The sequence below is a fragment of the Nonomuraea sp. NPDC050227 genome (genome assembly GCF_044459705.1).
GTDB lineage: Bacteria > Actinomycetota > Actinomycetes > Streptosporangiales > Streptosporangiaceae > Nonomuraea.
On record NZ_JBITJF010000010.1, the window covers coordinates 158,157 to 171,468 of the forward strand.

Here is a 13,312-nt window from a genome sequence, read left to right on the forward strand (position 1 = left end):
GGTCAGGCGGACCGCTGCTCGCGCCCGGCGGCGAGCGTGAGGGCGATGTCGACGATCATGTCCTCCTGGCCGCCGACCAGCCGGCGGCGGCCGCACTCCATCAGGATGCCGCGCACGTCGACGCCGTACCGCGCGGCGGCGGCCTCCGCGTGCCGCAGGAACGACGAGTAGACGCCGGCGTACCCCAGGGTGAGCGTCTCCCGGTCGACCCGCACCGGACGGTCCTGCAACGGGCGGACGATGTCGTCCGCGGCGTCCTGGAGCTGGAACAGGTCGCACCGGTGCTCGAAGCCGGACAGGTCGGCGACCGCGACGAACGCCTCCAGCGGGCAGTTGCCCGCGCCCGCGCCGTGACCGGCCAGCGACGCGTCGACCCGGTAGACGCCGTTCTCGACCGCGACGACGGAGTTGGCGACCGACAGCGAGAGGTTCTCGTGGGCGTGGATGCCGATCTCGGTCCCGGCGTCGAGCACGTCGCGGTACGCGCGGACCCGCGCGGCCACGTCGTTCATGGTGAGCCGGCCGCCGGAGTCGGTGACGTAGACGCAGTGCGCGCCGTAGGACTCCATGAGCTTGGCCTGCCGGGCCAGTTCCTCGGGCGGGGCCATGTGGGAGAGCATCAGGAACCCGGACACGTCCATGCCGATCTCGCGGGCCGCGGCGATGTGCTGGGCGGAGATGTCGGCCTCGGTGCAGTGCGTGGCGACCCGGACGGACCGCACGCCGAGGTCGTAGGCGCGCTTCAGCTCGTGGACGGTGCCGACGCCGGGCAGCAGCAGCGTGGTCAGGCGGGCGTTCTCCAGGACCGACGCGGCCGCCTCGATCCACGCCCAGTCCGTGTGCGAGCCGGGACCGTAGTTGAGCGACCCGCCGGCCAGGCCGTCGCCGTGCGCGACCTCGATCGCGTCGACGCCGGCCCGGTCCAGCGCCGTGACGATGCGCTTGACGTCCTCCAGGCCGATGCGGTGGCGCACGGCGTGCATGCCGTCGCGCAGGGTGACGTCCTGGACGAAGATCGGGGTGGTCATCGAAGGCCCGCCTTCCGTGCGGCGACGCGTTCCGCGACCCGCAGGCCGGCGGAGGTCATGATGTCGAGGTTGCCGGCGTAGGCCGGGAGGTAGTGCGCGGCGCCCTCGACCTCGAGGAACACCGACACCTGGTGGGTGGGCCGCGCCGCGCCGGCGGCCAGCAGCGTCTCCACCGGCTGGTCGGCGGGCACCTCGGTGATCTGCACCTGCTGCTTGAGCCGGTAGCCGGGGACGTAGGCGGCGACGTCGGCGACCATCTTCTCGACCGACCGGCGGATCTCGTCGTGGACGGCCGGGTCCGGCGCCGCGACGAGGCACAGGACGGTGTCCCGCATGATCAGCGGCGGGTCGGCGGGGTTGAGGATGATGATCGCCTTGCCGCGGCGCGCCCCGCCGATCTGCTCGATGGCGGCCGAGGTGGTCTCGGTGAACTCGTCGATGTTGGCCCGGGTGCCCGGCCCGGCCGACTTCGAGGCGATGGACGCGACGATCTCGGCGTACTCGACCGGCGCCACCCGGCTGACGGCGGCGACGATCGGGATCGTGGCCTGGCCGCCGCAGGTGACCATGTTCACGTCGGGCGCGTCGAGATGCTCGTCGAGGTTGACGGCGGGGACGACGTAGGGGCCGATCGCCGCCGGGGTCAGGTCGATCAGCCGCTTGCCGAGCGGGAGCAGCTTGGCGGCGTTCACCTCGTGCGCCTTGGCCGAGGTGGCGTCGAAGACGATCCCGATCTCGTCGAAGCCCGGCAGCGCGATCAGGCCGTCCACGCCCTCGGACGTCGTCGGGACGCCCATCCGGGCGGCGCGGGCCAGACCGTCGGACGCGGGGTCGATGCCGACCATGGCGCCCATCTCCAGGTGACGCGAACCGCGCAACACCTTGATCATCAGGTCGGTGCCGATGTTGCCCGAGCCGATGATCGCGACCTTCGTCCTGCTCATGCTGCTGCTCCTTCGGTGAAGCGGACCGTCACCGTGCCGAGGTCGGACAGGGTGGCGGTGACGGTGTCGCCGGCGGCGACCGGCCGCATGGGGCCGAGCGCGCCGGACAGGACGACCTGGCCCGCGCGCAGCGGCTCGCCGAGGTCGCGGGCCATGCGGGCCAGCCACACGACCGCCTCGATCGGGTCGCCCAGGCAGGCCGCGCCGGTGCCGGTGGAGACCTCCTGGCCGCCGATGCTCATCGACATCGCGACGTCCACCGGGTCGAACTCGCCGAGGGTGCGGCGTTCCGTCCCGAGGACGTAGGCGCCCGCGGAGGCGTTGTCGGCGACCGTGTCGCCGAAGGAGATGTCCCAGCCGGCGATCCGGCTGCCGCAGATCTCCAGCGCGGCGACGGCGTACTCGATCGCGGCGCGGACCTGGGGGGCGTCCAGCGGCCCGTCGTCCAGGTCGGCGCCGAGCACGAACGCGATCTCCGCCTCGGCCCGCGGCTGGAGGATCCGGCCGACCGGGATCGCGTCGCCGTCGGCGTAGGCCATGTCCTCGAACAGCACGCCCAGGTCGGGCTGGTCGACGCCGAGCTGGCGTTGCACCGCCTCCGACGTCAGGCCGATCTTGCGTCCGGTGATCCGCGCGCCGGCGGCCAGCCGGGAGGCGGTCAGCGCGGCCTGGACGGCGTACGCGGCGGCCAGGTCGTCGCGGCCGATCAGATCCCGCACGGGGGCGCACGGCACGCCGGACGCGGCGGCGCCGGCCAGCCGCCCGGCAGCGGCGGCGATGTCGGACGGGCTCGCGGCGGCGGGCCCGTTGGTTTCGTTCATCCCCCCACTGTGCAGGCAGGATGCCGCCCCAACCAGCACATCGTCTCGTTCAGCGATACGCTGTGCCGGTGACCGATCGGGCCGACCTCGACACCGTGCTGGGCAAGGCGGTGACGATCCTGCGCGCCTTCCGGCCCGACGACCGCGTCGTCAGCCTCGCCGAGCTGGTGCGGCGCACCGGCCTGCACAAGGCGACCGTCCACCGGCTGTCGGGCGATCTGGTCGCCAACCGCCTGCTCGACCGCGCCGACGGCGGCTACCGGCTCAGCCGCGGCCTGTTCGAGCTCGGCATGCTCGCCTCGCTCGAACGCAGCCTGCTCGAACTGGCGATGCCGTTCCTCCAGGACCTCTACGAACGCACCCACGAGACCGTGCACCTCGGCGTGCGCGAGGGGCACGACGTCGTCTACGTCGCCAAGATCGGCGGCCACCGCCAGGCCAGGGCGCCCTCGCGCACCGGCGGCCGGATGCCGCTCCACTGCACCGCGATCGGCAAGGCGCTGCTCGCGTACGCGGGGCCCGACCTGCGGCGCGAGGTGCTGACCGGGCCGCTGGAACGGCGTACGCCGCACACCGTCGTCGTGCCGAGCATCCTGCGCGGCCAGTTGCGGCGCGTCACGGAGACCGGGGTCGCGTTCGAGGCAGAGGAGTCGGCCGTCGGGCTGGTGTGCGTCGCCGCGCCGGTGCTGGGGCGCGGCGACGAGCCGCTCGCCGCGATCAGCGTGGCCGGCCCCACCGGCCGGTTCCGGCCCGAGGGGCACGTGGCCGCGGTGCGCGCGGCGGCGGCCGCGCTCGGCAGCACGCTCACCCGCCGCGACCTCCTCCGGTGAGCCCCAGCCGAGGGTGTACCGATGGCTCAGAGGGCGCGGCTGATCGCGTCGGCCGCGGCCGTGAGCGCGGCGACGAGGGGTTTGATCTCCTTCGGGGAGTAGCGGACGCTGGGCATCGAGATCGACAGCGCCGCGCCGGTCGCGCCGTCGCGGCCCTTCACCGGGCAGCCCACCGCGACCACGCCCCGCTCGGTGCGCTCCAGGTTGAGCGCGACCCCGCTGTGCCGCACGGACCGCAGGTCCCGCCGCAGCCGCGCCAGGTCGGGCAGTTCCTCGGCCGGGTCGCCCCGGTCGCCGGGGGCGTAGAGCTGCGCCAGTTCCTCGTCGGAGAGGGCCGCCAGCGCCACCAGGCCGCCGGTGGCCTGGTGGGCCGGGAAGACCATGCCTTCACGGCTGCCCACCCGCAGGGCCTGCCCGCACTCGACCGAGGCGATGAAGCGCACGTTGCGCCCGGTGCGGATGCTGAGGTTCACCGTCTCGTCGATCCGGTCCACCAGCGCCCGCATCTGGCCCAGCGCCGCCGCCCGCAGCGCGCCGACGTCGGACTGCGCGCGCTCGGCCAGCGCGAGGACCGGGCCCACCCGGTAGCTGCGGTCGTCGTTCTGCACCGCGAAATCGCGGTACACCAGCGCGGTCAGCAGCCGGTGGGCCGTGGAGCGGGCCACGCCGAGCCGCTCGGCGGCGGCCGAGACGGTGATCACCCCGTCGAGCTGGAGGATCTGCGCGAGCCGCAGGGCATGGTCGACGCTCGTGGGCGCGTAGGCCGGCGGGGTCTTCATGGGCTTGGCCATGGGACCGATCCTGGCACATGAATTCCGCTGTGCAGAATCCTCTTTTCCAGTCAGGTCGCCTGCGCGGATAGTCGGGGCCATGCCCCACGTGAACGCCGGCGGCTCGCCGGTCAAGATCGCCGCCGTGGACCGGCCGGACCAGCCCTCGCTCAGCCCCGAGCTGGAGGACCTCTACCGAGGCTTCGAGAAGGCGCTGCTCGTCCCGTTGTGGACGGAGATCGGCGACCTGATGCCGCCGCATCCGCGCTCCAGCGCGCAGCCGCACCGGTGGGAGTGGGGCACGCTGCTCGACCTCGCCGGCCGCGCCGGCGAACTGGTCCCGGTCGGGCGCGGCGGCGAGCGCCGGGCGATCGCGCTGGCCAACCCCAGCCTGGGCGGCAAGCCGTACGCGACGCCGACCCTGTGGGCCGCGATCCAGTACCTGATGCCGGGCGAGAACGCCCCCGAGCACCGGCACAGCCAGAACGCCTTCCGCTTCGTCGTCGAGGGCGAGGGCGTGTGGACCGTGGTCGAGCGCGACCCGGTGCCGATGCGCCGCGGCGACTTCCTCCCCCAGCCCGGCCTGCACTGGCACGCCCACCACAACGCCGCCGACACGCCCATGGCCTGGATCGACGGGCTCGACATCCCGTTCCAGTACGGCGTCGAGGCGCAGTTCTTCGACTTCGGCCGGGACACCCTGACCGAGGAGGAGCACGCCACCCCCGACCGTTCGCGCGCCGAACGGCTCTGGGGGCACCCCGGCCTGGCCCCGGTCTCCCAGCTCCGCCGGCACGAGGGCACGCCGTTGCTCTGCTACCGCTGGACCGACACCGACGCCGCGCTGACCGACCAGCTCGCGCTGGAGCGGGAGGGGCACGCGGGCCCGATCGAGCCCGGCCACGCCCTGGTCCGCTACATCGACCCGACGACCGCCGGCGACGTGCTGCCGACGATCCGGGCGCAGTTCCACCGGATCACGACGGGGGTGGAGACCGCGCCGTACCGGGAGACCGGCTCGTCGGTCTACCAGGTCTTCGACGGGTCCGGCCAGGTCACCGTCGGCGACCGGTCCTGGCGGGTGAGCCGCGGCGACCTGTTCGTCGTGCCGTCCTGGCAGCCGCTGTCGATCCGCTCGGAGGCGTCGGCCTCCGACTCCGACTCCGGCGCGCTCGACCTGTTCCAGTTCAGCGACGCCCCGATCTTCACCAGGCTCGGCCTGTACCGCAGCCACACCGAGGAGAACAGCCGATGAAGCTCGCCACCGTCCGTCTGGACGACCACCGCACCGCCGCCGTCCGCGTCGAGGGCGACGAGCTCGTCGAGGTGGGCGGGGCCGACGTCGGCGCGTTGCTGGCCGCGCCCGGCGGCCTGGAGGGCGCCGCGGCGGCCGACGGCCCGCGCCACCCGCTCGCCGGCGCCGACCTCGCCCCGGTCGTGCCGCGGCCGAGCAAGGTCGTCTGCGTGGGGCTGAACTACCAGAACCACATCAAGGAGATGGGCCGCGACCTGCCCGAGTACCCGACGCTCTTCGCCAAGTTCGCCGACACCCTGATCGGCGCCGCGGACGACATCCGGCGTCCGGCGGAGACCGACCAGTTCGACTGGGAGGCCGAGCTGGCCGTGGTCATCGGCCGGCCGGTGCGGCGGGCGGACGAGGAGCAGGCGGTCGCCGCCATCGCGGGGTTCACCGTGCTCAACGACGTCACCTGCCGGGACTGGCAGTTCCGGACCCGGGAGTGGCTGCAGGGCAAGAACTGGGACTCCACCACCCCGATCGGCCCGTTCCTGGTCACCGCGGACGAGACCGGCCCGCGGCCGGCGCTCGACGTCCGCTGCGAGGTCGACGGCCGGGTGATGCAGTCGGACAACACCGGCGACCTGCTCTTCGACCCGGTCCACCTGGTCCGCTACGTCTCGACGATGGTCCGGCTCAACCCGGGCGACGTGATCGCGACCGGCACGCCGGGCGGCGTCGGCCACGCGCGCAAGCCGCCGGTCTTCCTGCGCGGCGGCGAGCTCGTCGTGACCGAGATCGAGGGGCTGGGCAGGCTGGAGAACCGCGTCGTCGGCGAGGGCGCGTGATGGCGCGCGACCTCGCCACCACGCTCGCGTGGGTCGAGACGGGGACCGGGCTGTGCGCGTCGGCCATCGCCGGTCTGTCCGAGCGGGAGTACGACGCCGCGTCGGCCCTGCCCGGCTGGACGCGCAAGCACGTCGTGGCGCACCTGGCGGCGAACGCCGAGGCGATCGGCAACCTGGTCCGCTGGGCGCGCACCGGCGAGCCGACCCCGATGTACGCCTCCCCGCAGGCGCGCGCCGCCGGGATCGAGCGCGGCTCCCTGCTGGACGGCGGCGAGCTGGCCCGGTGGTTCACCGAGTCGGCCGCGACCCTGGCGACCGCCATGGCGGCACTGCCCGAGGAGGCGTGGCGGGCCGAGGTGGTGACCGCGCAGGGACGGACCGTGCCGGCGAGCGAGATCCCCTGGATGCGCAGCCGGGAGGTCATGGTGCACGCCGTGGACCTGGCCACCGGGCTCACCTTCGCCGACCTTCCCGACGGTTTCCTGCGGGAGCTGCGGGAGGACATCCGCGCCAAGCGCGGCCCCGGCGCGGTGCCCGACGTCGAGGGGTCGCTGCCCGACGTGACCGCCTACCTGGCCGGACGCCCGGCGGGCGGAGTGACCGCCGCCGGCGGCGGACGCCCACCGACCCTGCCTCCATGGCTGTGACGAGAAGGAAGATCCTATGGGCACCCTCCCCTCCACCCGTGCCGACGTGATCGTCGTCGGGGGCGGCATCGGCGGTCTGTCCGCCGCCCTCGCTCTGGTCCGCCAGGGCCTGCGGGTCCGGGTGTACGAGCAGGCCTCGGCGTTCGGCGAGGTCGGCGCGGGCCTGCAGCTCGCCCCGAACTGCACCCGCATCCTGGACCGTTACGGCCTGCTGGCCGAGGCGGCCGCGCTCGGCGTGCTGCCCGAGACCATGGTCATGAAGGACGCCCTGGACGCCACCGAGCTGACCCGGCTCGACCTGCGCGACGTCGAACGCCGCTACGGCTACCCCTACCTGGTGATCCACCGCAGCGACCTGCACGGCATCCTGCTGCGCGCCTGCGAGCGGGCCGGCGTCGAGCTGCTCACCGACGCCCGCTGCACGTGGTACGAGAACGTCGAGGGCGGCGCCCGGGTGCGGTTCGCCGACGGCGTCGTGGACGAGGCGGACGTGGTGATCGCCGCCGACGGCCTGCACTCGATCGCCCGCGAACTGCTGGTCCAGGACGAGCCGGTGAACTCCGGATATGTCGCCTACCGCTGCGCGGTGCCGTTCGAGCAGGTCGCCGGGAACGACGTCCAGGACAAGGACGTCGTCGTGTACGTCGGGCCGCGCTGCCACTTCGTGCAGTACCCGCTGCGGGGCGCGGAGACGTTCAACCAGGTCGCCGTGTTCGAGTCGCCGAAGGCGCTGGCCGGCCAGGACGACTGGGGCACCCCCGACGAGCTGGACGCGGCGTTCGCGGGGACCTGCGACCAGGTCCAGCGGGGCCTGCCGCTGATGTGGCGCGACCGGTGGTGGCGGATGTTCGACCGCGACCCGATCATGACCTGGGTCACCGGGCGGATCGCGCTGCTCGGCGACGCCGCGCACCCGCCGCTGCAGTACATGGCGCAGGGCGCGATCATGGCGATCGAGGACGGCTGGGTGCTCGGTGAGCACGTCGCCGCCCAGCGCGCCGCGGGCGGACCGGTCGTGGACTGGGACCGGGCGCTGGCCGCCTACGAGGCGGTACGGCCCGAGCACTGCCGCCGGGTGGTCGGCACGGCCCGGGCGTGGGGCGCGTTGTGGCACCTGGAGGGCGTCCCGAGACTGCAGCGCAACGCCCTGCTGCGGGAGCGCGACGTCCATGACTACTCGTTCGTCGACTGGATCTTCGGCCCGACGGCCCTGACCCCCGAGGACGAGCCGGAGATGTTCCGCCCGATCCCCCTCGACTCCGCCCCGCTGTGAGGCGTCAGGTCGCCAGGCCCCGGCGGTAGGCGTAGACCACCGCCTGCACCCGGTCCCGCAGGCCGAGTTTGGCCAGGATGCGTGACACGTACGTCTTGACGGTCTCGTGGCTGATCACCAGCGTGGCGGCGATCTCGCTGTTGGACCGGCCGTCGGCGATCAGGCGCAGCACCTCCAGCTCGCGCGGGGTCAGCGCGGTCTCCCCGGACGGCGGCTCGGCCGGACGGATGCGGGCCGCGTACCGGCCGACCAACTGGCGCGTCACCTCGGGGGCCAGCAGCGCGGCGCCCGAGGCGACGGTGCGGATGCCGTGCAGGAGCTGCGCCGGCGGGGCGTCCTTGAGCAGGAAGCCGCCGGCCCCCGCGCGCAGCGCCTCGTAGACGTACTCGTCGAGGTTGAACGTGGTCACCACGAGCACCTTGACCGGGTCGTCGACCCCCGCGCCGGCCAGCAGCCGGGTGGCCTCGATGCCGCCGAGCACCGGCATGCGCACGTCCATGACGACGAGGTCGGGCCTCAGCCGGCGGGCGAGGTCCACCGCGGCGCGGCCGTCGCCGCACTCCCCCACGACCTCCAGGTCCGGCTGGGCGTCGATGATCGTCGCGAAGCCGGTGCGGATCAGCGCCTGGTCGTCGCAGACCAGGACCCGGATCGGCGCGCTCACGACGGGCCGCCCGCAGGGACGCGGGCCCGCACCACGAAGGCGCCGCCCGCCTGCCGGCCGGCGCTGAACTCGCCGCCGAGGGCGTCCACCCGCTCGCGGAGCCCGGCCAGGCCCCGCCCGCTCCCGCCGGGAGCGGCGCGAGCGGCAGCCCGGGAGCCGGGCCCGTGGGTGCTGACCACCACGCTGATCTCCTTCTCGCCGTGACGCACCCGGACCGCGGTCGGGCTGCCGTGGGCGTGTTTCAGTGCGTTCGTCAGGGCCTCCTGGACGACCCTGTAGGCGACGAACTCGGCGCTGCCCGCCGGTTCCGCCCGGCTGCCCTCCTCGGCGAACTCCACCGGCTGCCCCGCCCGGCGGGTCCGCTCCACGAGGGTGTGCAGGTCGGCGGCGGACGGCAGGCCGTCGGGGTCGTGATCGGCCTTGAGCAGGTCGAGCATGTGCCGCAGGTCGGCGATGGCCCGGCGGCCGGTGTCGGTGACGGCGTTCAGCGTCGCGTCGAGCCGTTCCGGGACGGCGGTCAGGTAGCGGGCGGCCTCGGCCTGCACCACCATCGCCGTCACGTGGTGCGTCACGACGTCGTGCAGCTCGCGGGCGATCCGGGTGCGTTCGGCGGCGCGGGTGGCCTCGGCGACGTGGCGGCGGCGTTCCTCCTCGGCGGCCCGGGTCGAACGCAGCCAGGCCCCGATGCCCCAGGTGAGGGCCAGCGCCAGGTAGAACACCACGTACCCCTCGACCCGCTCGTCCGCGCCGAGCCGGTCGAGCGCGAGGGCCAGCGGCACGTACGCCAGCGACAGGAGGATCACGGTGACGCGCCGGAAACGCTCCAGATGGGCGCCCGCGCTGATGAGCGCGACGGGCAGCACGTTGCTCGCGAACAGGTGGTAGGCGCGCAGCTGGTCGAGGGCGAAGCCGAGCGACACCAGCACGAGGCACACCGCCGGCCACCGCCGCCGGACGGCGAGCGGCAGGCACTCCAGGGCGATCGCCACCAGGGCCACCCCGTCGAAGGGACGGGCGGGCAGGTCGCCCACCTGCGTGCCCTTGTCGTGCAGGCCCGGCAGGAGCGACGCGACGGCCACCAGCAGCCCGAACGGCAGATCCCGGACCACGACGTCGCACCGTCGCCACACCTCCGTGGCCCGCCGCAGATCGATCACCGGGCGAGCGTAGCGGCACCACGGGCGTGCGGGCGCCGATAAGCCTGCTTTGTCCCCCGTGCGAGCTACCGGGGAATGTCCACCGTGCGGTGACGATCCCGGCGCCGCCCGGTCCGTAACGTTGCGGGGCGGCCACGGCGTTCCGCCGGCCTTCCCGTTCGTACCCCCGCCGTGCGCATCGCCTCCGCGGCGGCCGGCTCACTGGAGGACCTCATGCTCGCCAAGATCAGGACACCCGTCGCGGCCGTGCTGTGCTGCGTCGGTCTCGGCGCGGGGGTGGCCGGCTGCGACGGCGACGCGATGGAGAACTGGGACCCCTTCGCCGCCTCCACGCCCTCCGCGTCCTCCCCATCCTCCGCGCCGATCTCCGGCATCGAGAAGATCACCGTGGCGGGCCGGTCGGTGAACGTGTCCTGCTCGGGCGAGCCGGTCCAGGGCGGCCCGGTCGTCGTCCTGATGCACGGCGGCGGCGACGGGCTGGACAAGATGGCGTCCCTGCAGAAGACGTTGAGCGGCAAGCACCGGGTCTGCTCCTACGACCGGCTCGGCGCGGGCAAGAGCGACCAGCCGGACGGACCGCAGGACCTCGCCGCCAGCGGCCGGATCCTGACCGGCGTGCTCGACCGCGTCGCCGGGAAGGCCCCGGTCGTCCTGGCCGGTCACTCGCTGGGCGGGCTGATCGCCGCCCGGTACGCCCCCGACCACCAGGACAGGGTCAAGGGCCTGGTCCTGCTGGACGCCACCCCGCCCACCATGATGAACGACATCGAGAAGGCGATCCCGAAGTCGGCCGAGGGCCCGGCCGCCGAGCTGCGCGCGCAGAACCTGGCGATCTTCCAGGGGCAGAACCCGGAGAAGCTGGTCATCCCCGACGGCCCGGTCCGCTCCGCCGGTGACATCCCGGTCGAGGTCGTCCGGCACGGCAAGCCGTACCTGGAGGCCCTGCCCGAGTACGGGCCACGCCTGGAGCGGGCGTGGGCGGCGGGCCAGCGCAAGTGGCTGGCGCTGTCCGGCCGCGGCAAACTGAGCACGGCCGCGGGCAGCGAGCACTACATCTACGTGGACGAGCCCGGCGTCGCCGTCCAGGCCGTCGACCGCGTCACCGATCAGGCGCGGAGCCGGTGATCCGGCCGGTCGCGGGGATCTGATAGAAGGCTGGATCATGACAGCAGCGTTCATCAGGTTCGTCCCTGACGATGTCGACGACCTGGTCGCCTTCCTGACCGGCGAGGACTGGCCCTTCCACGTCGGACGACCGGAGGCCGAGGCCGTCCGGCGGCGGGCCGCCGACGGTCTCTACGACGACGCGGACGAACGCACCTTCTGGGTGGTCTCCGAGGGCGAGCGGGCCGGGTTGATCAGGTTGCAGGACCTCGCCGACGAAGGGCCCGTCTTCGACCTGCGCATCAGGGCCGCCCACCGGGGGCGCGGGCTCGGCGGCCAGGCGGTGCGCTGGCTGACCGGCCACCTGTTCGCCGAACTGCCGGGGATCACCCGGATCGAGGGCACCACCCGGCAGGACAACCTGGCCATGCGTGCCGTCTTCCGCGGCGCGGGCTTCGTGAAGGAGGCGCACTACCGCCGGGCCTGGCCGGGACGCGACGGACGCCTGTACGACTCGGTCGCCTACGCGATCCTGCGCTCGGACTGGGAGACCGGCGAGGTCACGCCGGTGGCGTGGGAGGACGAGCCCCGCCCCTGACGGTCACGGCGGACGGTCGCGAGGAGGCGCCGCCGTCGTGATCGCCGAACGAGCGGCGGTAGGCGGCGGGCGTGGTGCGCACCAGGGAGTGGAAACGTCTGCGCAGGTTGGCGGCCGAGGACAGGCCGACCCTGGCCGCGATCGTCTCCACGGGGAGGTCGGTCTCCTCCAGCAGGGCCCGCGCCGCCGTGACGCGCTGCTGGAGCAGCCATCGGCCGGGGCTGACGCCGAGCTGGCCGGCGAACCTGCGGGCGAGGGTGCGCGGGGAGACCCCGGCCCGTGCGGCGAGGTCGTCGAGGGTGAGGGGCTCGTCCAGGCGTTCGGCGGCCCAGTCGAGGAGCGGCGCGAGCGACTCCGGCCGGCGGTCCGTGACGGGCGCGGTGCTGTACTGGAGCTGACCGCCCTCGCGGTGCGGCGGCATGACCATGTGGCGGGCGATGTGCGCGGCGTAGGCCGCGCCGTGGTCGGCGCGGGCCAGGTGCAGGCACAGGTCGATGCCGGCGGCGGTGCCGGCGCTGGTGGCGAGGTCGCCCAGGTCGATGTACAGCGTGTCGGGTTCCACCTGTACGTCGGGAAAGCGGTCGGCGAGCTCGGCGGCGAGCCGCCAGTGGGTGGTCGCCCTGCGGTGATCGAGCAGTCCGGTCCCGGCGAGCAGGAAGGTTCCCGAGCAGATCGCGACGATCCGGGCGCCTCGCCGGTGGGCCCGCCGGATCGCGTCGATGACGGCGGGCGGCGCCGGGTCGTCGCGGCGGTGCCATCCGGGGATCACCACCGTGTCGGCGGCCTCCAGCGCGGACAGGCCCGCGCCGACCGCCATGTCGTACCCGGCCAGGGTCGGCACGGCGCCCGGACGTTCGGCGCACACCTGGAAGGAGTAGCGGGCGGGCAGACCCGGCCGGCGCACGCCGAAGACCTCCGCCGCGCACGCCAGCTCGAAGGTGGACTGCGGCGGCAGGACCAGCGCCACCACTCGCTGAACGGTCATGGCAGGAAAGTACCGCCACACGTCAATCCAGACACTGGGCGGGGGACGGCGTCCGCCGCGACGATGGGGTCATGACGCAAGACGCGAACGACGTCCAGATCCTGCACGTCGACGAGGTGGAAGCCGTCGAGGTCGTCCCCGGGATCGTCCGGCGGCGGCTGCCCGCCACGGAGCGGGCCCGCGGCTGGATGTACGACTTCGCCCCGGGCGCCGAATGGCCCGAGGTGGACGTGCACGACGGCGAGGAACGCTACTACGTGATCTCGGGCGAGTTCATCGACCGGGGTCACCGGCTCGGGCCGGGCAGTTACGTCGTGTTCGCGCCGGGCAGCACGCATCGCCCGCGCACCGAGACGGGCGCCCGCATGCTGGGCATCAGCATCCTCACCCCGTAGGGACGCCGCAG

At 73.9% G+C, this 13,312-nt stretch carries 15 protein-coding genes; 8 read left to right on the forward strand and 7 right to left on the reverse strand.

Translation table 11 applies throughout. The features are described 5' to 3' along the window. Nucleotides 1–2 precede the first annotated feature (2 nt). From dmpG to ACIBK9_RS34275, 3 genes are read right to left on the reverse strand one after another with little or no spacing between them, the layout of a single operon-like run. Entirely contained in the window at nucleotides 3–1,028 is a 1,026-nt protein-coding gene (gene dmpG / locus ACIBK9_RS34265; RefSeq protein ID WP_352364326.1) for a 4-hydroxy-2-oxovalerate aldolase, read from the reverse strand. Beyond that, nucleotides 1,025–1,972, reverse strand: a complete 948-nt coding sequence (locus tag ACIBK9_RS34270; protein ID WP_358301808.1) for an acetaldehyde dehydrogenase (acetylating) — start codon at nucleotides 1,970–1,972, stop codon at nucleotides 1,025–1,027. The genes dmpG and ACIBK9_RS34270 overlap by 4 nt, the downstream gene beginning before the upstream one ends. Then, entirely contained in the window at nucleotides 1,969–2,793 is an 825-nt protein-coding gene (locus tag ACIBK9_RS34275) for a 2-keto-4-pentenoate hydratase (protein WP_387682657.1), read from the reverse strand. Before ACIBK9_RS34275 ends, ACIBK9_RS34270 begins: the two co-directional genes overlap by 4 nt. A 68-nt stretch (nucleotides 2,794–2,861) precedes the next feature. Here ACIBK9_RS34275 and ACIBK9_RS34280 point away from each other — a divergent pair, with 68 nt between their 5' ends. Continuing rightward, complete coding sequence (locus ACIBK9_RS34280) at nucleotides 2,862–3,623, forward strand: IclR family transcriptional regulator (protein ID WP_358301814.1); 762 nt, start codon at nucleotides 2,862–2,864, stop codon at nucleotides 3,621–3,623. Nucleotides 3,624–3,649: 26 nt separating this feature from the next. Here the strand turns inward: ACIBK9_RS34280 and ACIBK9_RS34285 are convergent, their stop codons facing one another. Beyond that, on the reverse strand, nucleotides 3,650–4,414 hold the full coding sequence (locus ACIBK9_RS34285; RefSeq protein WP_397162729.1) for an IclR family transcriptional regulator: 765 nt from the start codon (nucleotides 4,412–4,414) through the stop codon (nucleotides 3,650–3,652). A 79-nt stretch (nucleotides 4,415–4,493) separates the two neighbouring features. On the opposite strand from ACIBK9_RS34285, the gene ACIBK9_RS34290 reads away from it, so the two are divergent. Genes ACIBK9_RS34290 through ACIBK9_RS34305 form a run of 4 tightly spaced genes read left to right on the forward strand, consistent with a single transcriptional unit; the run spans nucleotide 4,494 to nucleotide 8,398 of the window. Beyond that, nucleotides 4,494–5,648: a cupin domain-containing protein gene (locus tag ACIBK9_RS34290; RefSeq protein WP_387682667.1), complete on the forward strand. Its 1,155-nt coding sequence runs from the start codon at nucleotides 4,494–4,496 to the stop codon at nucleotides 5,646–5,648. Next, nucleotides 5,645–6,478, forward strand: a complete 834-nt coding sequence (locus tag ACIBK9_RS34295) for a fumarylacetoacetate hydrolase family protein (RefSeq protein WP_397162730.1) — start codon at nucleotides 5,645–5,647, stop codon at nucleotides 6,476–6,478. Before ACIBK9_RS34290 ends, ACIBK9_RS34295 begins: the two co-directional genes overlap by 4 nt. Beyond that, the gene (locus ACIBK9_RS34300; protein ID WP_397162731.1) at nucleotides 6,478–7,125 is read left to right on the forward strand and encodes a maleylpyruvate isomerase family mycothiol-dependent enzyme; all 648 of its coding nucleotides are present in this window, start codon (nucleotides 6,478–6,480) and stop codon (nucleotides 7,123–7,125) included. The genes ACIBK9_RS34295 and ACIBK9_RS34300 overlap by 1 nt, the downstream gene beginning before the upstream one ends. 16 nt (nucleotides 7,126–7,141) lie before the next feature. Beyond that, nucleotides 7,142–8,398, forward strand: a complete 1,257-nt coding sequence (locus ACIBK9_RS34305; protein ID WP_397162732.1) for an FAD-dependent monooxygenase — start codon at nucleotides 7,142–7,144, stop codon at nucleotides 8,396–8,398. A gap of 4 nt (nucleotides 8,399–8,402) precedes the next feature. Here the strand turns inward: ACIBK9_RS34305 and ACIBK9_RS34310 are convergent, their stop codons facing one another. Further along, nucleotides 8,403–9,062 carry a response regulator gene (locus ACIBK9_RS34310; protein ID WP_397162733.1) on the reverse strand — a complete coding sequence of 220 codons (660 nt, stop codon included), beginning with the start codon at nucleotides 9,060–9,062 and terminating at the stop codon, nucleotides 8,403–8,405. Then, nucleotides 9,059–10,219, reverse strand: a complete 1,161-nt coding sequence (locus tag ACIBK9_RS34315; protein WP_397162734.1) for a sensor histidine kinase — start codon at nucleotides 10,217–10,219, stop codon at nucleotides 9,059–9,061. Before ACIBK9_RS34315 ends, ACIBK9_RS34310 begins: the two co-directional genes overlap by 4 nt. Before the next feature lie 171 nt (nucleotides 10,220–10,390). Between ACIBK9_RS34315 and ACIBK9_RS34320 the strand changes: the two genes are divergently transcribed. Together ACIBK9_RS34320 and ACIBK9_RS34325 are read left to right on the forward strand one after the other, a co-directional pair. Beyond that, nucleotides 10,391–11,344 (forward strand): alpha/beta fold hydrolase, encoded by a 954-nt coding sequence (locus tag ACIBK9_RS34320; protein WP_397162735.1) that lies wholly within the window; start codon nucleotides 10,391–10,393, stop codon nucleotides 11,342–11,344. Nucleotides 11,345–11,381: 37 nt separating this feature from the next. Beyond that, a complete protein-coding gene (locus ACIBK9_RS34325; protein WP_397162736.1) occupies nucleotides 11,382–11,921 on the forward strand; it encodes a GNAT family N-acetyltransferase in 540 nt (179 codons plus the stop codon). Here the strand turns inward: ACIBK9_RS34325 and ACIBK9_RS34330 are convergent. After that, nucleotides 11,884–12,906: a helix-turn-helix domain-containing protein gene (locus tag ACIBK9_RS34330; RefSeq protein ID WP_397162737.1), complete on the reverse strand. Its 1,023-nt coding sequence runs from the start codon at nucleotides 12,904–12,906 to the stop codon at nucleotides 11,884–11,886. The two genes, ACIBK9_RS34325 and ACIBK9_RS34330, sit on opposite strands and share 38 nt — an antisense overlap. 71 nt (nucleotides 12,907–12,977) lie before the next feature. Between ACIBK9_RS34330 and ACIBK9_RS34335 the strand changes: the two genes are divergently transcribed. After that, nucleotides 12,978–13,301, forward strand: coding sequence for a cupin domain-containing protein (locus tag ACIBK9_RS34335; protein ID WP_397162738.1), 324 nt, complete (start codon nucleotides 12,978–12,980; stop codon nucleotides 13,299–13,301). The last annotated feature ends 11 nt before the right edge of the window (nucleotides 13,302–13,312 follow it).